Origin of the sequence: Micromonospora sp. H61 (assembly GCF_018070325.1) — a bacterium.
GTDB classification, from domain to species: domain Bacteria; phylum Actinomycetota; class Actinomycetes; order Mycobacteriales; family Micromonosporaceae; genus Micromonospora; species Micromonospora salmantinae.
Genome location: NZ_JAGPXY010000099.1, coordinates 1 through 17,348 on the forward strand (window position 1 = coordinate 1; position 17,348 = coordinate 17,348).

Annotated in this window: 18 protein-coding genes and 1 pseudogene; 7 read left to right on the top strand and 12 right to left on the bottom strand. The window is 72.6% G+C overall.

Annotation, left to right across the window (positions count from 1 at the left end):
* A pseudogene (locus KBX08_RS29915) lies at positions 1-524 on the bottom strand (ATPase); the annotation flags it as partial.
* Between the two features lie 16 nt (positions 525-540).
* Between KBX08_RS29915 and KBX08_RS29920 the strand changes: the two are divergent.
* Positions 541-2,076, top strand: a complete 1,536-nt coding sequence (locus tag KBX08_RS29920) for a hypothetical protein (RefSeq protein WP_210786830.1) — start codon at positions 541-543, stop codon at positions 2,074-2,076.
* A gap of 112 nt (positions 2,077-2,188) precedes the next feature.
* On the opposite strand, the gene KBX08_RS29925 is transcribed toward KBX08_RS29920, so the two are convergent.
* The 3 genes from KBX08_RS29925 to KBX08_RS29935 are packed head-to-tail and all read right to left on the bottom strand — an operon-like array spanning position 2,189 to position 4,638.
* Entirely contained in the window at positions 2,189-3,046 is an 858-nt protein-coding gene (locus KBX08_RS29925; protein ID WP_210786832.1) for an ABC transporter permease, read from the bottom strand.
* A complete protein-coding gene (locus KBX08_RS29930; protein WP_210786834.1) occupies positions 3,043-4,056 on the bottom strand; it encodes an ATP-binding cassette domain-containing protein in 1,014 nt (337 codons plus the stop codon). The genes KBX08_RS29925 and KBX08_RS29930 overlap by 4 nt, the downstream gene beginning before the upstream one ends.
* Positions 4,057-4,083: 27 nt before the next feature.
* Positions 4,084-4,638, bottom strand: coding sequence for an NADPH-dependent FMN reductase (locus tag KBX08_RS29935; protein ID WP_210786836.1), 555 nt, complete (start codon positions 4,636-4,638; stop codon positions 4,084-4,086).
* A 130-nt stretch (positions 4,639-4,768) separates the two neighbouring features.
* On the opposite strand from KBX08_RS29935, the gene KBX08_RS29940 reads away from it, so the two are divergent.
* Entirely contained in the window at positions 4,769-5,284 is a 516-nt protein-coding gene (locus KBX08_RS29940) for a GNAT family N-acetyltransferase (protein ID WP_210786837.1), read from the top strand.
* A 25-nt stretch (positions 5,285-5,309) separates the two neighbouring features.
* Here KBX08_RS29940 and KBX08_RS29945 read toward each other — a convergent pair whose 3' ends face one another.
* On the bottom strand, positions 5,310-6,296 hold the full coding sequence (locus tag KBX08_RS29945) for an aldo/keto reductase (protein WP_210786839.1): 987 nt from the start codon (positions 6,294-6,296) through the stop codon (positions 5,310-5,312).
* Between the two features lie 82 nt (positions 6,297-6,378).
* On the bottom strand, positions 6,379-7,131 hold the full coding sequence (locus KBX08_RS29950; protein WP_210786841.1) for an SDR family oxidoreductase: 753 nt from the start codon (positions 7,129-7,131) through the stop codon (positions 6,379-6,381).
* A 102-nt stretch (positions 7,132-7,233) separates the two neighbouring features.
* On the opposite strand from KBX08_RS29950, the gene KBX08_RS29955 reads away from it, so the two are divergent.
* Positions 7,234-8,076 (top strand): helix-turn-helix transcriptional regulator, encoded by an 843-nt coding sequence (locus tag KBX08_RS29955; protein ID WP_210786843.1) that lies wholly within the window; start codon positions 7,234-7,236, stop codon positions 8,074-8,076.
* On the opposite strand, the gene KBX08_RS29960 is transcribed toward KBX08_RS29955, so the two are convergent.
* Positions 8,034-9,041 (bottom strand): DUF5937 family protein, encoded by a 1,008-nt coding sequence (locus KBX08_RS29960; protein WP_247670301.1) that lies wholly within the window; start codon positions 9,039-9,041, stop codon positions 8,034-8,036. The two genes, KBX08_RS29955 and KBX08_RS29960, sit on opposite strands and share 43 nt — an antisense overlap.
* Before the next feature lie 129 nt (positions 9,042-9,170).
* On the opposite strand from KBX08_RS29960, the gene KBX08_RS29965 reads away from it, so the two are divergent.
* Complete coding sequence (locus KBX08_RS29965; protein ID WP_210786847.1) at positions 9,171-9,701, top strand: nuclear transport factor 2 family protein; 531 nt, start codon at positions 9,171-9,173, stop codon at positions 9,699-9,701.
* A 78-nt stretch (positions 9,702-9,779) separates the two neighbouring features.
* On the opposite strand, the gene KBX08_RS29970 is transcribed toward KBX08_RS29965, so the two are convergent.
* The 3 genes from KBX08_RS29970 to KBX08_RS29980 all read right to left on the bottom strand — a co-directional run bounded on the left by KBX08_RS29970 (position 9,780) and on the right by KBX08_RS29980 (position 12,467).
* A complete protein-coding gene (locus tag KBX08_RS29970; RefSeq protein ID WP_210786849.1) occupies positions 9,780-10,475 on the bottom strand; it encodes a hypothetical protein in 696 nt (231 codons plus the stop codon).
* Positions 10,476-10,553: 78 nt separating this feature from the next.
* Positions 10,554-11,405, bottom strand: a complete 852-nt coding sequence (locus tag KBX08_RS29975; RefSeq protein WP_307850688.1) for an aldo/keto reductase — start codon at positions 11,403-11,405, stop codon at positions 10,554-10,556.
* Between the two features lie 96 nt (positions 11,406-11,501).
* Positions 11,502-12,467: a LysR substrate-binding domain-containing protein gene (locus KBX08_RS29980; protein ID WP_210786853.1), complete on the bottom strand. Its 966-nt coding sequence runs from the start codon at positions 12,465-12,467 to the stop codon at positions 11,502-11,504.
* 51 nt (positions 12,468-12,518) lie between these two features.
* Between KBX08_RS29980 and KBX08_RS29985 the strand changes: the two genes are divergently transcribed.
* The gene (locus KBX08_RS29985) at positions 12,519-13,442 is read left to right on the top strand and encodes a serine hydrolase (RefSeq protein WP_210786855.1); all 924 of its coding nucleotides are present in this window, start codon (positions 12,519-12,521) and stop codon (positions 13,440-13,442) included.
* A gap of 154 nt (positions 13,443-13,596) precedes the next feature.
* Entirely contained in the window at positions 13,597-14,574 is a 978-nt protein-coding gene (locus KBX08_RS29990) for an MBL fold metallo-hydrolase (RefSeq protein ID WP_112582284.1), read from the top strand.
* Positions 14,575-14,708: 134 nt separating this feature from the next.
* Here the strand turns inward: KBX08_RS29990 and KBX08_RS29995 are convergent, their stop codons facing one another.
* Together KBX08_RS29995 and KBX08_RS30000 are read right to left on the bottom strand one after the other, a co-directional pair.
* Positions 14,709-15,377 (bottom strand): response regulator transcription factor, encoded by a 669-nt coding sequence (locus KBX08_RS29995; RefSeq protein ID WP_210786857.1) that lies wholly within the window; start codon positions 15,375-15,377, stop codon positions 14,709-14,711.
* Positions 15,374-16,531: a sensor histidine kinase gene (locus KBX08_RS30000; RefSeq protein ID WP_307850689.1), complete on the bottom strand. Its 1,158-nt coding sequence runs from the start codon at positions 16,529-16,531 to the stop codon at positions 15,374-15,376. The genes KBX08_RS29995 and KBX08_RS30000 overlap by 4 nt, the downstream gene beginning before the upstream one ends.
* Positions 16,532-16,700: 169 nt before the next feature.
* On the opposite strand from KBX08_RS30000, the gene KBX08_RS30005 reads away from it, so the two are divergent.
* Positions 16,701-17,348, top strand: a 648-nt coding sequence (locus KBX08_RS30005; protein ID WP_210786861.1) for an ABC transporter ATP-binding protein, incomplete at its 3' end; no start/stop codon positions are given.

The following is a 17,348-nucleotide window of genomic DNA, read 5'->3' on the forward strand; positions in this document are numbered from 1 at the left end:
GAGGTGGCCCACAGCTCGGTCTCCCGGTCGCCCGTCCGCCGGGCCACGTCCCGGATCTCGACGGTGAGCGCGGCTCGGGTCGCGGCGGTGCCCAGCCCCCAGGTCGTGTCGTGACGGGCCCAGAGGCTGAAGGTGAGCGCTTCGTCGTCCTGCCCTCGACGGGCGATCGTCTCGCTGGCGGTGATCAGGTCCGCGACCAGGGCGCCGACCGTCGCGGTGGCGTCCGGTTCGCCGATCAACCGGCGGTACGCCTCGCGCACCAACTCCGCCGCCTCGATCGACTGGGCGGTCTCCACCTGGCGGGCGCGGTTCACTGTGAGCGCGACCCGGGCCAGCAACACCGGGTCGTCCAGTGATCGGGCCAGCCTGGCGGCCTCGGCCAGCAGTCGCGTGACCTCTTCCCGGCCGGCGTGGTGATAGTGCGACTCGGCGAACTCGACCAGGATCCGCACTCGTTGTGCCCGGTCTTCGACGACCTCGAGGGCTCGGCGGAAGTGCACCGCCGCGACCCGAGCCGCGCTCACCGTCGAGATCCGGGACGTGGCCCGGCGGACGGGCGACCGGGAGACCGAGCTGTGGGCCACCTCGCTGCGCTGGGTGGCGCTGCTGGAGCTGGGTGACCCTCGCTTCGCCGAGGAGCTCACCACCTTCGTCGACGCCGAACGGCAGGGCGACTTCGCCCGGCACCGGATGGCCGCGGCCGTCGACAGCGGCATCATCGCGGCGTTCCAGGGTGACTTCGCCACTGCCGACGAGCGGTTCGCGATCCTCACCGACCAGACCGACCCGGGCCACACCGAGTTCGGGTTCATGGGCCACCACCTGCGCTGGTCCCGACTGCTGCTCCAGGGCCGGGTCGCCGAGGCCGCCGCGCTGGTGGACGGGCTGGCCCCGATCGACTACCCCTATCGGGAGCTGTTGCGGGCGATCACCGCGGCGGAGCGGGGCGACGGCGAGACGGCGGTCCGGCTGACCGCCGGCATCGAGGCCGCCGCCATCCGGTACCCGCGCCCGGTGTCACCGCTCTGGCTACGGTTACGCGCGCAGGCCGCCGCCGCGTCCGCCGACCCGAAGCGCTGCGACGCCGCGCGGGCCGCGCTGGCCCCACACCGTGGAGAGTGGACGGTAGGGCTCTTCGGCTGCGACATCAGTGGCCCCGTCGACCACTGGCTGGCACTGATCGACGCCGCCCAGGGACGCTGGGACGACGCCGTCGCCGGCTTCACCGCCGCTCGGGACTCCGCCGACCGGCTGGGCTCGCGGCCCTGGTCGCTGCTCGCCCGCACCGGCCTCGTGAACGCCCTCGCCGGCCGAGGTCACCCGGGCGACACCGCGACGTCGACCGCGTTGCGCGCCGCCGCCGTCCAGGAGGCGACCGCCCTCGGCATGACGCAGGTGCTCCACCGGCTCGCCGCGCCAACAGCCCTCGACGCCGACCTCCCGGACCAGGCCGTCGGGTCGGGCCAGGTTGCTGGGTGGGGCGAGGTTGTCGCGCCCGGCCAGGCCGCGCCGGTCGCGGCTGCGATCGAGGGGTACGAGTTTCGGCGCGACGGGCCGGTCTGGCAGCTCGCGTACGAGGGTGTCGTCGTGCACCTGCCCGACGCCAAGGGTCTGCACGACCTGCATCTGCTGCTCAGCCGCCCGGGCACCGACGTACCGGCGGTCGAATTGCTCGACCCGGCGGCCGGGCCGGAGCTGGTCGCTGCCCGCCGGATGGGTGCCGACCCGGTCCTCGACGACGAGGCGAAGGCCCGCTACCGGCGGCACCTGGCCCGCCTCGACGAGGAGATCGATCGGGCCGCCGCCCGGGACGACGACCGGAAGGTGTCCAAGCTGGACGCCGAACGGGGTGCGTTGCTCGACGAGCTGCGTGCCGCAGCAGGGCTGGCTGGCCGGAGCCGCCGCCTGGGCGACGAGGCCGAACGGGCCCGCAAAACGGTGACCGCGCGAATCCGCGACACGCTCCGCAAACTCGACGATCGACACCCGGCCCTCGCCGGCCACCTGCGCGACTCCGTCTCCACCGGCACCACCTGCCGCTACCTACCCCCCAACCCCCTGCCCTGGCGGCTCTGACCCCACCCCAGCCCTCCGCGATCTTGCACTTTCGGTCGCCGGTTCAGGTGGATCTGCCACCCTTGTCGGGACAGTAAGTGCAAGATCGCGGAGGTGGGGGCGGGGGTCAGGGTTAGCGGCGGTTGTACCTGTACATGGTCAGGGTGCCGAAGACCAGGACGAAGCCGGCGCTCCACAGCAGCAGCCACATCGTGGCCGACGGGTCCGACTCGCCGCTCATCGCTCCGCGGATCGCGGCCACCAGCTGCGTCACCGGGTTGACCTTCACGAACGCCTGGAGCCAGCCGGGCATGGTGCTCGGCTCGACGAAGACGTTGCTCAGGAACGTCAGCGGGAACAGCACCATCATGCTGACGCCCATCACCGACTTCTCGCTGCGCAGGATCAGCCCGAAGAACGTCCACACCCAGGAGAACGCGAACGAGAAGACCACCAGCAGCCCGATCCCGACGACAGCCCCGGCCACCCCGCCTTCGGGGCGGAACCCGAGCACCAGCCCGAGACCCAGGATCACCACGGCGGCGAGGATGTAGCGCAGCACGTCGCCGAAGATCATGCCGACCAGGGCGGCCGGACGCCAGACGGGCAGCGTCCGGAACCGGTCGAAGATGCCCTTCTCGATGTCGGTGTTGAGGCCGATGCCGGTGTACATGGTGATCATGACGACGCTGGTCACCATGATGCCGGGCAGGAAGAACTGCAGGTATTCGCGCGGGCTGCCGGCGAGGGCGCCACCGAACAGGTACGTGAACATCAGCACCATGATGATCGGGAACGCGGTCACGTCGAAGAGCTGCTCCGGCACGTGCTTGATCTTCAGCATGGCCCGCCAGCCGAAGGTGAGCGACGCGCTCAGCGCGCTCGGCCGGGGCGGTCGGGAACCGGGCGCGAGCACTGTCGCCAGCGCCTCGGCGGACGGGACGTAGACGGTCGGCGCCCGTTCGGTAGTGGTGGTCGTGGTGTCGCTCATCGGGCTGCCTCCAGCTCGTCGTCGCGCTCGTCGGTCGGCACGGCGGGGTGGTCGGTCAGGGCCAGGAAGACCTCGTCCAGGCTCGGCTGGCCGAGGGAGAAGTTGTCGACAACGATGCCGGCGCGGGCCAGGTCGCTGAGCACGCGAGCGGCCTGGGCGCTGGCGTCGAGGTCGGTGCCGGCGTCGCCGACGCGGGCGGTCAACGCCACCGGATCGGCGGCGAGCTGCACCGGCACGTCGAGCGCCTCCCGGAGCACCCGCTCCGCCTCGGGGCGCTGAGCGGGGTCGCGAAGTCGCAGGTGGACGGTGCCGGAGCCGATCGACGACTTCAACTCACCCGGGGTGCCCTCCGCGATCACCCGGCCGTGGTCGACGACAGCGATCCGCCCCGCGAGCTGGTCGGCCTCGTCGAGGTACTGGGTGGTCAGCAGCACCGTCGTGCCGTGCGACACCACCGCCCGGACGATCTCCCACACCTGGTTGCGGCTGCGCGGGTCGAGGCCGGTCGTCGGCTCGTCGAGGAAGAGCAGATCCGGGGTGTTCAGGATGCTGGCGGCGATGTCGATGCGTCGCCGCATTCCACCCGAATACTTCTTCACCTGGCGGTCACTCGCCTCGGTCAGACCGAACGCGGCCAGCAGCGCCGCGGCGCGCTCCCGAGCGGCCGGCTTGCGCAGGCCGAGCAGGCGGGCGAGGAGCACCAGGTTCTCCGTGCCGGTCAGGTCCTCGTCGACGGAGGCGTACTGGCCGGTGAGGCTGACCCGGGAACGAACCTTGTCGGCCTCGGTGACCACGTCGTGCCCGAAGACCCGGGCCGAGCCGCCGTCGGGTCGCAGCAACGTGGCGAGCACCCGGACCGCTGTGGTCTTGCCCGCGCCGTTCGGGCCGAGCAGACCGTAGACGGTGCCGGCGGGCACCTGGAGGTCGATGCCGGCCAGCGCCCGGGTGTCCCCGAACGAGCGGGTGAGCCCTTCGGCCTCGATGGCCAGACCGGTGGTGCGTCTACTCATGATCCTTGCCTTTCGTATTGGACGTGTTCAGGAGACGTAGGGTCGAGCCGCCCGGCCGTCGCGCAGTGCCAGCCCCCACCAGCGCAGCTGGTCGAGCAGGACGCCGACGTCGCGTTGCAGCTCGTCGGTGCACTGGGCGGTCGGCTCGCCGGCGAGCAGGTCGATCCCGACGACGTCGCGCACCGTCGTCGCGTGCAGTGCGGTGAAGACGGTACGTAGCTGGTCGACCGCGTGCAGGCCGGTGGACCGACAGCCGTACGACACGAAGCCGACCGCTTTGGCCTGCCACTCGTCGTACGCGTAGTCGATGGCTTGTTTCAAGGGTGCCGGGAAGCTGTGGTTGTACTCGGGGGTGACCACGACGAACGCGTCCGCGCGGCCCACCTCGCGGACGAACGCCCGGATGGACGCGGTCGGCTCGGCGGGGTAGCTGGCCGGGAAGTCGTACTCGGTCAGGTCAACGACAGTCACCGCCAGGTCGTCGTGCCGCGCGGCCTGCTCGACGAACCAGTGCGCCAGCCGGTCGCCGACCCGTCCCTCCCGGGTGCTGCCGACGATCACGGCGATCCGCAACGGTGCCATGGCCCACCCCCCTTCCACGATGAAGGCGCGAGGTGACGACACGCGCCCGCTAGATCCGATCTAGCGGGCGCGGTTCGGGGCGAAATGTCGGTGGGATCGGCTTGACTGGGGGTCGACGAACGGGGGCGCGATGGCACAGGTACGCATCGAGCCGTGGCACGAGGACGACCTCGACCTGCTGCGGCAGCTCAACTCACCGGACACCCGCAAGCACACCGGCGGCCCGGAGACCGACGAGCAGGTGCTCGCCCGGCACGACCGGTACGTGCACTTCTCCGGCACCGAGCAGGGCTGCATGTTCACGATGGTGCTGCCGGACGGGGTGCGGGCGGGCAGCGTCGGCTACTGGGCCCGCGAGTGGCGTGACCAGCCGGTGTACGAGCTGGGCTGGGCGGTGCTGCCCGCGTACCGGGGGCAGGGGCTGGCGACCGCGGCGGTGCGCGCGGTGGTGGACGTGGCCCGCGCCCGACGGGACCGGCACCACGCCCACGCCTACCCCTCGGTCGACAATCCCGCCTCGAACGCGGTGTGCCGTAAGGCAGGCTTCACGCTGCTCGGCGAGACCGGTTTCGAATACCCGCCGGGGCAGATGATGCGCGCCAACGACTGGCAGCTCGACCTGACCGCCCCACCGACAGTGAGCTGAGGTCGGCGGGGCGGCCGGCGACAGGTCACCAGGTGGTGTCGAGGCGGTGCCGTTGCTCGACGGTCAGCTCCAGGTCGACCGCTGCCAGGCTCTCCTCCAGTTGCGCCACCGACGAGGCGCCCACCAGCGGGATGGACGGCAGCTCACCGCCCAGCAACCAGGCGAGCACCACCTGGTTGACAGTCGCGCCGCTCTGCCCGGCCACCACCCGCAGCGCGGCCAGTCGCCGTGGCGCGCTCGGCAGGTCGTACGCCGAGCTGAGCGGCTTGTCCGCCCGGGTGAACGCCCCCTTGAGCAGCGGCGAGTACGCGACCAGGGTCAGCTCGGGCTCGGCACGCAGGTAGCTGAGCAGGTCACCGCTGACGCCGCCCGGCTCGCCGTCCGGGTCCAGTTCGCTGATCAGGTCGGTGCGGTTCGGCAGGTAACTGCGGTGGTACTGGAGCACCTCGTACCCCGGCAGGCCGGCGGCGGCGGCCAACGCGCGGGCCCGCTCCACCCGCCAGGCCCGGTGGTTGCTGGCGCCCAGCAGACCCACGGTGCCCTCGGCGACCAGCTCGGCGAAGCCCTCCACGGTCTCCTGGAGCGGCACGGTCCGGTCCTCGATGTGGGCGTAGAGCAGGTCCAGCCGCTCCACCCCGAGCCGTTCCCGGCTGCGCTCCGCGGACTCGCGGATCACCTTGGCGGAGAGGCCCTCGGCGTTGTCCAGGTAGCTGGTCCCCGGGGCCAGCGGTCGGGCGCCCAGTTTGGTGGCGATGACGATCTCGGCGCCGACGCCCCGGCTGCGCCGCCACCGGCCGAGCAGCTCCTCGCTCTGCCCGCCCTGGCCACCGTCCACCCAGAACGCGTAGTTGTCCGACGTGTCGATGAACGTGCCGCCGGCCTCGACGTACCGGTCGAGGATCGCGTACGAGGTGGCCTCGTCGGTGGCGCTGCCGAAGAGCATCGCGCCGAGGCTGAGCACGCTGACGTCGCGCCGGGTCGCCGGGTCGGTGCCGATCGTGCGGTACCGCATGGGGATCTCCTCTCGTGCGCCCTACCGGTGGGCGCACAGGTCACCCTGCCGGCTGGAGCGCACTCCAGGTCAAGCGCTCAGGTCACCAGGGCAGCACGCCGTACCCGCCGCCGGCGTCCATCTGGAAGCCCCAGAGCAGCCCGCTCGGCCCGTCGGCCGGCAGGGTCGCCAGGTGCACGCTCACCTCGGCGCCCTGCTCGGCCGTGCGGAAGCCGCTGTTGGCGTTCAGGTCGGTGGCGCAGTAGCCCGGGTTCGCGGCGTTCACAGTGATCGGGGTGTCCCGCAGCTCCTTGGCGTACATCGCGGTGAGCATGTTCAGCGCCGCCTTCGACGACGGGTAGGGCACGGAGGTCAGCTCGAACAGCGCGCCGTTCGGGTCGGTCATCACCGCGATCGAGCCGACCTCGCTCGACACGTTGACGATTCGGGCGGCCGGTGCCCGGCGTAGCAGCGGCAGCAGCGCGTTGGTCACCGCCACCACGCCGAAGACGTTCGTCTCGTACAGCCGGCGCAGCGTCGCCACTGTCGTGTCGCTGGGCAGCCCCCGCGCACCGTCGGCGAGGATGATGCCGGCGTTGTTGACCAGCACGTCCAGCCGGCCGTACTCCGCCTCCACCCGCTTCGCGGCGGCCGTCACCGACTCGGCATCGGTGACATCGAGCGACAGGAACACCGCGTCCGCGCCGCCGTCGCGCAGTTCCCGTTCGGCTGCCCGACCCCGCTCGGCGTCCCGGGCGCCCACCAGCACTGTCATCCCGAGGGCGCCGAGCTGCCGGGCGGTGGCGAAGCCGATTCCCTTGTTGGCCCCGGTGATCAGGGCGATCATGTTCGTCATGCCGTCGAGCCTCGCCGGGCTGGCCGCGCCCGGGGAGAGACGGGCCGAGGCTGGGACCGGCGGTACCACCCTCGCCGGCCCGGCCCGGGGCATGCTGGGGGCATGACGAGCAGCGGCCTGCGGCGTGACGAACTGGCGGCGTTCCTGCGTACCCGCCGCGCCCGGCTGCGCCCCGCCGAGGTCGGGCTCCCCGAGGGTGGACGCCGACGCACCCCCGGGCTGCGCCGGCAGGAGGTCGCCCAGCTCGCCGGCATGTCGATCGACTACTACATCCGGCTGGAGCAGGGCCGCGGACCGCACCCGTCCCGGCAGGTGCTCGCGTCGATGGCCCGGGCGCTGCTGTTGAGTCGGGACGAGCGCGAGTATCTGTTCCGGATCGCCGGGGAGAATCCGCTGCCGGCCGGCGGGCCGAGCCGAGAGGTGACCCCCGGGCTGCGGCACCTGATCGACGCGATGACCGAGACTCCGGCGTACCTCGTCGACGCCGCGTACCAGGTGCTGGCCTGGAACCGGCTGGCCACGTACTTCATGGGCGACCTCTCGGCCGTGCCGGACGCGGACCGCAACATGATCCGCTGGACCTTCCGGCATCCGGCGACCGACAGCCACTGGACCGACGCCGAGACCATCTGCTTCGTCCGTAGCACGGTGGCGGACCTGCGGGCCGCCTACGGCCGTTACCCGGCCGACCCGGCGATCCGCGAGCTGGTCACCGAGCTGCTCGGCACCTCGCCCCGGTTCGCGCGGCTCTGGGCGGAGCATGATGTCGAGGAGCGCCGCCCCATCGTCAAGCGGGTGCCGCATCCCGAGCTGGGGTCGTTGGAGTTCGAGTGCCGGGTGCTGCACGTTCCGGAGACCGACCAGCGGATGATCGTCTACGTCCCCGAGCCCGGCTCGCCCACTCAGGCGGTGTTCCGCCGGCTCGCCGAGCGCGTCGCGCCCTGACCTGGCCGGCAGCCGACCAGCCCGTCCCCGTCGTCGGACCGCCGGTAGAGCACGCTGTGCCGCTCCCTGGTGCGCACCACCAGACCGGAGCGCAGCAGCACCCCCAGGTGGTAGGAGATGGTGGCCGGGGCCAGCCGGTGCCGCTCGCTGAGCTGCCCGGTGGACCGGGGCACGTCCAGGTCCGCCAGGATCGCCGCCCGGCTCGCACCGACCAGGTCACCGAGCCGATCCGCCCTGCGCTGGACTGTCGGCCCGGCACCGACCGGGTAGACCAGCACGGCGTTGCCCTCGTCGCACAGCTGGGTGGAGAGCTGGGGCCAGGCCAGCGCCGACGGCGCGAGCACCAGCTCCGCGCCGGTCAGCGCCGTGGTGATCCGGTACGAGCTGTCGATGGTCAGCGACCTGCCGGTCCAGCCGACCTTCGGGTGCAGGCCGTTCAGCATGCTGCCCACTCCGGCGGTGGCCATCGCGGTGGCTCGCACGGCCAGCTCGGCCTCCAGCGTGGCCCGCACCGCCGGCCACTGCTCGGCGAGCGAGGTCTGCCAGAAGTGCCGCAGCCCATCGGTGACCCGCCGGGCGAGGGTGCCGTCCTCGACCGCCGCGCGGACCCGCGCCGGGATCCCGCCCGCCGGAAACCGCTCGTTCACCTGCACCGCCACCTCGTCGGCGGGCGTTGCGGCCGTGGCCGCCAACTGCTGCTCGAAGGCCGCGTCGAGCGGACCCAGCGGCGGCTTCGGCGTGAGCAGGTCCGGCGTGTAGCCGAGCCGGCCGGGCGGCGTCACCAGCTCCGCGACCAGAGCCACGTCGGGGTGCCGCAGCGCGGCGCGGGCGGCCGGACCGGGATCGCCGTGCACCGGATGCCCGAACCGCGAGAGCGCGGCCCGCAGCCAGGACGTCACCTCCCAGGCCGGCGAGATCGCCAACCGGAGCCGGGCGAGGCTCGAACCGTCCAGGTGCGCGACCATCACAACGCGGATCGTACAAGCGGTGGCATCGATGTGCTGTCGGCATTCGAGCTGGTTCGAATCACTGGCCGACCGCGGGGCGGGCCGGTTTGCTGCGACGGCACAACCACTCGTCCGAAGGAGAACCCGATGCGTCCATCCGCCTCCGCCCGTCCCGCCGGCCGGCTCGGCCGCACGATCGCCCTGCTCGGGCTCACCGCCGGCCTGCTCGCCGCCGCTCCGGCAGCGGTGTCGGCCGCCACCCCCGGTCCGGGCGACACCACAACCGGGGACGCGGCGGCCCGCGGCTGCGAGCGCGCCTTCGACCGCGCCGTCCGGGCGTACGTGGAGACCACCGCCCGGCGCGACCTGGACGGCTTCGCCGCGCTGCTGCACCCCGAGGTCACCTCCGTCTTCGCCTCCGACGGGGAGGTGCTCGACGGCAAACGGGCCACAGTGGACTGGCTGCGCGGGTTCTTCGCCGACGATTCCTGGACCCAGTCGTTCAGTGTGGCGAAGCAGACCGTGGTGGGCTGCCGGACCGGGTTCGTGCTGTTCGACTCCGTCTACGCGGTCCCGGCCACCGGCACCAGGGTGCCGCTGCTGATCGGGGTCAGCTACACGTACCAGCACGGCCGGTGGCTGGTGCTGCAGAACCAGGACTCCGTGGGCCGCGTCTGACCACGGAGGCTGGCAAGGGTCGCCAGCCGGGGGGAGGGGCGGGCGCGCCAGCAGCGGCGACCCGCCCCGCGGCGGCGTTCAGGCGGCCTTCTCCAGGGCGGCCACCGCGAGCGGCGCGATCTTCGCGATCAGCGCCCTGCCCGCTGCCAGGTCGCCGTTGCTCGCTGCGGCGTCCACCTCCATGACGAAGTTGCCGCGCACCAGGACGAGAGTGCACTGGTGCCGGATCGCCTTCCCGCTCAGCCGCTCGCAGAAGGTGATCACGTCTGGGCTGTCAGGCAGCGGCGGGGGCGACGGCCGCAGGACCGTCGACGTGCGCCCGTCGTCGGGCACCTCGTACCGCTTGCAGGTCGCGAGGACCGACCGCAGTTCGTCGGCGAGCTTGCGCCCGGGCACCTTCAGGTAGCCGACCACGTACTGCCGGACCCAAACGGACTCGCCGTCCCAGATCCGCTCCCGGTAGGCGGTGCGTTTGATGTCCGACGGCAGACTCGCCCTGCACAGGGATATCAGCTTCCACGCCTCGGTGTTCTCGTCGGTGTACTGCGCCGTCTCCGGATGGAACCGGGCGTCCAGGTCCAACATCGCCGCCGTCACCTGGCTGCGGACCTCGCCGGTGGAGGCCGGCGCCGGGCGTGGTTTTGGCGGAGTCGGCGAGGCCGACACTGCCGGCGCGGACCAGCGGGGGGCCTCGGCGGCCTGGCTCGGCGCGCAGGCCACTGGCCCGAGTAGGAGCAACGACAGCAGGGCCGGGGTGGTGCGGCGGAACGACATTGCCGGGGACGGTCCTTTCACGGCGAAAGGGGGCCCGGCCGGACCCCCTTTCGCTGAGCGCCGTCCCCGGCTCAGGCGTTACGCGGGCAGGTAGGCGAAGGTGTCCGGGTTCGGGCCCTGCCGGCCGGCCTCGCCCTTGTCCAGCATGGTGATCCGCTCCATCGCCGCGTCGTCCAACTCGAAGTCGAAGATCCGGGTGTTCTCCTCGATCCGCTTCGGGGTGGTCGACTTCGGGAAGATGATGTCGCCGCGCTGCACGTGCCAGCGGAGCACCACCTGCGCCGGGGTCCGGTCGAGCTGCTCGGCGATGTCGACGACCGTCGGGTCGTCGAGAACCTTGCCCTGCGCGATCGGCGACCACGCCTCGGTGAGGATGTTGTGCTCACGGCCGTAGGCGCGGACCTCGTCGTTTGTGAAGTACGGGTGAGCCTCGATCTGGTTGACCGCCGGCACGACGCTCGCCTCGGCGGCCAGCCGCTGCAGGTGCGACACCTGGAAGTTGGACACGCCGATCGAGCGGGCCCGGCCGTCGCGCTGGAACTCCTCCAGCACCTTCCAGGTCGAGACGTAGTCGCCGTCGTACAGGGTCGGCAGCGGCCAGTGGATCAGGAACAGGTCGATGTAGTCCATCTTCAGCGCCGCGAGCGTCGAGTCGAACGCCCTGCGGGCGTCGTCGGGGCGGTGGAAGCCGTTGTTCAGCTTGCTGGTCACGTAGACCGAGCCCCGGTCGAGGCCGGACACGCGTACCGCCTCGCCGACCTCGGCCTCGTTGCCGTACATCTCAGCGGTGTCGATGTGCCGGTAGCCCACCTCGAACGCAGTGGTCACCGCCGCGACGGTGTCCTTCGGCTCGATCTGGAACACCCCGAAGCCGAGCTGCGGAATGGTGGTGCCGTCGTTCAGGCTGATGTCGGGAATCGTGATTGCCACTGCGGCTCCTTCGCGTCTTCGTTTCCTGTCATCCATACCCGGGTGGGTGGACGATCCACCGCCCAATCGGGGTGACGGAGGCAACGGCCGGTCGGTTCACCCGGTCGTGTCGAACAGCACCGGCCACGGCCGTGCCGCCGGCACCGACGTCGCGGCCGGCGCGGGCGCTGTGGGCTCGGCGTCGGCCAGCACCTCCGCGGCGAGTTGGCCGAACATCGCCGCCGCCGGGTGCGCCGACCGGTCCGGCCAGGCCGCCGAGGTGCGCTTGGCCAGCGGCGCGTCGCTGATCGGCCGCCAGGCCATCCGGGGTTCCCGGCGGGCCACCGCCGCCGGTTCCACGGCCACCGCGCCGCCGGCCAACACCAGCCCGCACAGGAACTCCGGGTTGCGGGCCGGACGCACCCGGGCCGGGCGCCACCCGTGCTGCCGGCACACCGCCAGCAGGTGGTCGTGCCAGCCGGGGGCGGTGGCGCGGGGAGCGGCCACCAGATCCAGACCGGCCAGCGACGCGAGCGTCACCTCACGGCCGCGGGCCAGCGGGGAGGTCCGCGGCAGCAGCACCCCCAGGGGTACGTCGACCGGGGCGCCGAAGCGCAGCCCGTCCGCCGCCACCGGGTGATGTACGAGCCCCACGTCCAGGGTCCGCTCGGTGAGCATCCGCACCTGCTCGGCAGTGGTCAGCTCGTGCAGCTCCACGTCCAGGCCGGGCGCCCGGGTGGCGAGCCCGTCCAGCAGCGAACGCAGCGTCACGGCGGGCGTCTCCGGTGGCACCCCGGCCCGGAGTACGCCCAGCTCACCGGCGCGGATCTGCCCCATCAGGCTGCGGAGTCGACCCTCGCCGGCGAGCAGCTCCTCCGCCTCGCCGAGCAGCAGCTCACCGGCGGTGGTGAGGCGTACCTGGCGGCGGGACCTGTCGAACAGCTCGACAGTCAGTTCCCGTTCCAGTCGCTGGATCGACTGGCTCAGCGGCGGCTGGGCCATCCCGAGCAGCTCCGCGGCCCGCCCGAAGTGCAGTTCGCGTGCTACCACCACGAAGTGCCGCAGGTGCCGGAGCAGATCCACGGCCGGACCCTACGCCAGCGCGACCACTGCGGCGCTGGATACCGTGCTGGCGTGGACGTGGAGGAACGGATCGAGGCCATCTTCGCCGCCGTCGGGGTGACGGCCAGCCTGCACGTCGTGGACCTGGACGCCGTCGACCTGAGCGCCGTCGAGGGCGGCGGACCGGTCGACGGCGCTCGTGAGGTCGGGGTGCGGGCCGACGAGCAGGTGGTGATCGCCTCGATCTTCAAGATCCTGCTGGTGTTGGAGTTCGCCCGGCAGGTGGAGGCCGGTCAGTTGGACCCCACCGAGCGGGTGGTGGTCACCGCCGCCGACCGGCTCGGTGGGTGGGGTCTGGCCGGCTGCGACGACGACGCCGAGGTGTCGCTGCGCGACCTCGCGTACTTCGCCATGTCGGTCACCGACAACACGGCAGCCGACCTGCTGCTGCGCCGGGTCGGCCCGGACCTGTTGCCGATGCTCGCCGTCGAGTTGGGGCTGACCCGTACCCGCGTCCTCGGCGGCCCTCGGGAACTGGTCGAGATGATGCTCGCCGACGTGGGCGCCCGGACCGAGGCGGAGTTCGCCCGGATCTTCCCCACGCTGCCGGCGGAGCGGGTCCGGGCGATGCGGGTCTTCGACCCCGCGCACACCACGTCCAGCACCGCCCGGGAGATCACCCGGCTGCTCACGTTGATCTGGCGGGACGAGGCCGGGCCGGCGGCGGCCTGCGCGATGGTCCGCACCTGGATGGCCCGGCAGATCTTCTGGACCCGGCTGGCCGCCGGCTTTCCGCCCGGCGTCCGGGTCTCCGGAAAGACCGGCACCCTGCCCGGGTTCCACCTGGAGGCCGGGGTCGCCGAATACCCCGACGGGGGCCGGTACGCGATCGCCGTCTTCGCCCGCGCGGAACGGTTGACCCCGCGCCGCATCGACGTGGACCTGGCGATGGGGGAGGCCGCCCGGACGGCCGTCGAGGCGCTGCGCGGCGACTGATTTCGCGACCCTCCGGGTGCCGCTACACCCCCGCTGAGCAGCACCGATATCCGTCGGCGTATCGAAGCCGACGGCGCTTGATCTTGGACCGTGGCCGGGTGCCGCTGGTTGGCTCGTGGTCGACACGTCACCCGACCACGGGGAGTAGATCTACATGCCCAGTCTCGACCGCCGACGCTTCCTGCGCGACGCCGCCGCCACCACCGCCCTGGTCTCCGCCGGTGGCCTCGCCGCCGGCGTCGCCACCCCGGCCCAGGCCGCACCCTCGACCGCCGCTCCCACGCCGACCGCTCGCCGCAAGGGCGCGGTCAGCTTCCGCTGGTGGGGTACGGCCGGCTGGCGCGTCGACATCGGCGACCGCACCGTTCTCGTCGACCCGTTCCTCAGCCGGATCGACACCGGGCTGTTCACCGGGGCCTTCAAGACCGACACCGCGTTGACGGTGCGCACCGACGTGATCGACCCGCGCGTCGACCGGGCCACGACGGTGCTGGTCACGCACACCCACTGGGACCACTTCATGGACGTGCCGTACATCGCCAAGCGCACCGGCGCACGGGTGTTCGGCACGCTTACCGCGTACCACCTGGGGTTGGCCTACGGGTTGCCGTCGACGCAGCTCAGCGCCGTCAAGGGTGGGGAGGTGCTGGACTTCGGGGACCACAGCGTCGAGGTGGTCGGCTCGCTGCACAGCCGCAACCCGTCGTACTCGGTGGCCTTTCCCGGGGTGCGGGTGAGCCCGCCGCCGCAGCCGGCCACCATCGCCGACCTGCCGGAGGGCGACACGCTGGGCTACCTGCTGCGGGTCGACGGCGGACCGTCGGTTTACTTCACCGGGGCCAGCGACGTGGCCGAGCGGAACCTCACCGGCCTCGCACCCGACGTGGCGATGGTGGCCATGCAGAACGCCACCACCACAGGCGACTACCTGCCCCGGCTGCTGGCCGGCCTCGACTACCCGAAGGTCGTGGTGCCGGTGCACTACGACAACTTCGAGACGGCGTTGCAGAACCCGCCGCCGGTCGCCCCGACCGACCGCACCCGCCTGAACGAGATGATCGCGGCGGTGCGCCGGATCTCGCCGCGCAGCCGCGTGCTGGTGCCCGAGTACGAGACCGCGTACCACTTCTGAGCAGCGTCGGTGGGGGTCGCCGAGCCGCGGCCCCCACCCCGGTCAGGCGGTGGTCATCTCCGCCAGGGCCCGCACCGACTTCCAGTTGCGGGAGTACCTGGTGATGGCTGCTGCTCGGGTGCGGACCGACCGGCTCAGCGTGGGCCGCCCGGCCCCACCAGGCCCGTCTCGTACGCGACGATGACCAGTTGGGCCCGGTCGCGTACCGCCAGCTTGGTCAGCAGCCGCCCCACGTGCGTCTTGACTGTGGCCTGGCTGAGGTTCAGGTGCGCGGCCAACTCCGCGTTGGACAGGCCCCGGGCGATCAGCGCGAGCACCTCTCGCTCCCGATCGGTCACCCCGTCGAGCTGCCGGGGCGGCGGCCGGGTCGGCTCCGGCTGCCGGGCGAACTCGTCGATCAGCCGGCGGGTCACCGTCGGCGCGAGCAGCCCCTCCCCGGCGGCGACCACCCGGATCCCGGTCAGCAGGTCCGCCGGTGGGGTGTCCTTGAGCAGGAACCCGCTGGCCCCGGCGCGCAGCGCCCCGTAGACGTACTCGTCGAGGTCGAACGTGGTCAGGATGATGACCCGGGTGCCGGCCGTCGCCGGGTCGGCGCAGATCCGCCGGGTCGCCTCGATGCCGTCCATCTCCGGCATCCGGACGTCCATCAGCACCACGTCCGGCCGGTGCTGCTCGGTCAACGCGACAGCCTCCACGCCGGTGCCCGCCTCACCGACAGTGGTGCAGTCCGGGCTGAGATCGACCAGCAGCCGGAAACTGCCGCGCAGCAACGCCTGGTCGTCGGCGATCAGCACGCGGATCACGCGGCCACCCGGTAGGGGAGGCTGGCCGTCACCACGAAGCCACCGTCGGAGCGGGGGCCGGCGCGGAACTCCCCGCCGTGCAACGCCACCCGTTCCCGCATGCCGATCAACCCGTGCCCCTCCCCGCCGAGCAGGACCGGCCGCTGGCCGTCGTCGGTCACCTCCACCCGCACCTCGTCGGGCAGGACGGTCACCGTGGCCCGGCAGGCGGCCGGCGCCGCGTGCTTCACCACGTTCGTCACCGCCTCCTGCACGATCCGGTACACGGCGAGGCCCACCGACTCCGGCACCGCGCCGGCCGGCTCGTCCCGCCGCACGTCGAGCCGCACGTCGACGCCGCCGATCGCCGCCTGACGGGCCAGCAGGGGCAACTCGTCCAGCCCGGGCGTCGGCGCGTACGGGCTGTCCTCGCGCAGCACGCCGAGCACCCGACGTACGTCGGTCAGCGCGGTGCGGCCGGTCTCCTCGATGACCCGGAGCGCGGCGCCCGCCTCGCGGGGGTCGGCCTCGGCGACGTGATTGGCGACGGCCGCCTTCACCACGATGAGACTGAGCGTGTGCGCGACCACGTCGTGCAGCTCGCGCGCCACCCGCAACCGCTCCTCGGTGGCGGCCTGACGGACCAGCTGATCACTCTGCCGGGCGGCGAGGGCGCGTCGCTCCCGGATCAGCCAACCGATCACCCAGGCCGGCGCGACCATGACGGTGGCGTAGGCGACCGCACCGGTCCGCGACCAGAGGTCGCCCGCGGTCAGCACCAGGCCGACACTCACCAGCGCCAGACAACCGGCGGCGCAGAGCATCGAGCGGCGGGTGGGCGTCGCCACGGCCACCGTGTAGAAGGACAGGCCGATGGCGAACGCCGGCGCGGCGGCCGCGAAGTTGGGTATCACCCCGGTGATCAGGGCGACGGTGGCGACCGAGCTGATCACGACGGCCACCGCCATCGGCCACCGTCGCCGGACGGCCAACGGCAGCCCGAGGGCCATCCCGACCAGCACCGACACCCACAGCGGTTCGCGTACGCCGCCGTGCAGCGGCGACTCCAGCGCCGCGTACGGGCAGAGCAGCCCACCGACGGCCACCGCCAGCAGGGCGTCCACGGTGTACAGGTCCACCGGCCGCATCCGTCGGGTCAGCAGGAGAGCGGTCACCCGTCGAACGCTAACGGCCGGCCGGGTCGGCCGCGTCCGCCTGCGGGTGGTCATCCCGCAGGACGACGTGCCGGCGCGTGCGGGCCGTCGACTCCACCCGGGGGAGGGGCGGAAAGTGCCAGCCCCGGCACGACGCGCCGCACCCCCGGCATTCGGCACCGTAACGGTCATGACCACAGACACGGTGACCCTGACGGGGCTGCGCGCGGTGTACGGCACCGGAACCCGGCGGGTGACGGCGCTCGACGGCGTGACCACCGCCTTCGCGAGCGGCACGTTCACGGCGGTGATGGGCCCCTCCGGCTCGGGGAAGTCCACCCTGCTGCACTGCGCGGCGGGGCTGGACCGCCCGACCGAGGGGACCGTCACGATCGACGGCACCAGCCTCAACGACCTCGGTGAGGACGAGCTGACCCGGCTGCGGCGGGACCGGATCGGCTTCGTCTTCCAGGCGTTCAACCTCGTGTCCACGCTGACCGCCGCCCAGAACGTCGAGTTGCCGTCGCGCCTGGCCCGCCGCCGCCCGCCGGCCGGGGACGTCGCCGCAGCCCTCGACGCCGTCGGCCTCGCCGACCGGGCCGGGCACCGGCCGAGTGAGCTGTCCGGCGGGGAGCAGCAGCGCGTCGCCGTGGCCCGAGCGTTGATCACCCGTCCGGCGGTGGTCTTCGCCGACGAGCCGACCGGGGCGTTGGACAGCGCCTCCTCCCGGCAGGTGCTCCGGCTGCTGCGGGCGCTCGTCAACGACCACGGGCAGACCGTCGTGATGGTGACCCACGATCCCGCCGCCGCCGCGTACGCCGCTCGGGTCCTCCTGCTG

Excerpts from the sequence above, each read along its gene's own strand:
- KBX08_RS29930 (WP_210786834.1), bottom strand. The coding sequence starts at position 4,056 with ATGAGTAGACGCACCACCGGTCTGGCCATCGAGGCCGAAGGGCTCACC.
- KBX08_RS29990 (WP_112582284.1), top strand. The coding sequence starts at position 13,597 with ATGCCCAGTCTCGACCGCCGACGCTTCCTGCGCGACGCCGCCGCCACC.
- KBX08_RS29965 (WP_210786847.1), top strand. The coding sequence starts at position 9,171 with ATGCGTCCATCCGCCTCCGCCCGTCCCGCCGGCCGGCTCGGCCGCACG.
- KBX08_RS29935 (WP_210786836.1), bottom strand. The coding sequence starts at position 4,638 with ATGGCACCGTTGCGGATCGCCGTGATCGTCGGCAGCACCCGGGAGGGA.
- KBX08_RS29925 (WP_210786832.1), bottom strand. The coding sequence starts at position 3,046 with ATGAGCGACACCACGACCACCACTACCGAACGGGCGCCGACCGTCTAC.
- KBX08_RS29940 (WP_210786837.1), top strand. The coding sequence starts at position 4,769 with ATGGCACAGGTACGCATCGAGCCGTGGCACGAGGACGACCTCGACCTG.
- KBX08_RS29955 (WP_210786843.1), top strand. The coding sequence starts at position 7,234 with ATGACGAGCAGCGGCCTGCGGCGTGACGAACTGGCGGCGTTCCTGCGT.
- KBX08_RS29960 (WP_247670301.1), bottom strand. The coding sequence starts at position 9,041 with ATGGTCGCGCACCTGGACGGTTCGAGCCTCGCCCGGCTCCGGTTGGCG.
- KBX08_RS29950 (WP_210786841.1), bottom strand. The coding sequence starts at position 7,131 with ATGACGAACATGATCGCCCTGATCACCGGGGCCAACAAGGGAATCGGC.
- KBX08_RS29970 (WP_210786849.1), bottom strand. The coding sequence starts at position 10,475 with ATGTCGTTCCGCCGCACCACCCCGGCCCTGCTGTCGTTGCTCCTACTC.
- KBX08_RS29945 (WP_210786839.1), bottom strand. The coding sequence starts at position 6,296 with ATGCGGTACCGCACGATCGGCACCGACCCGGCGACCCGGCGCGACGTC.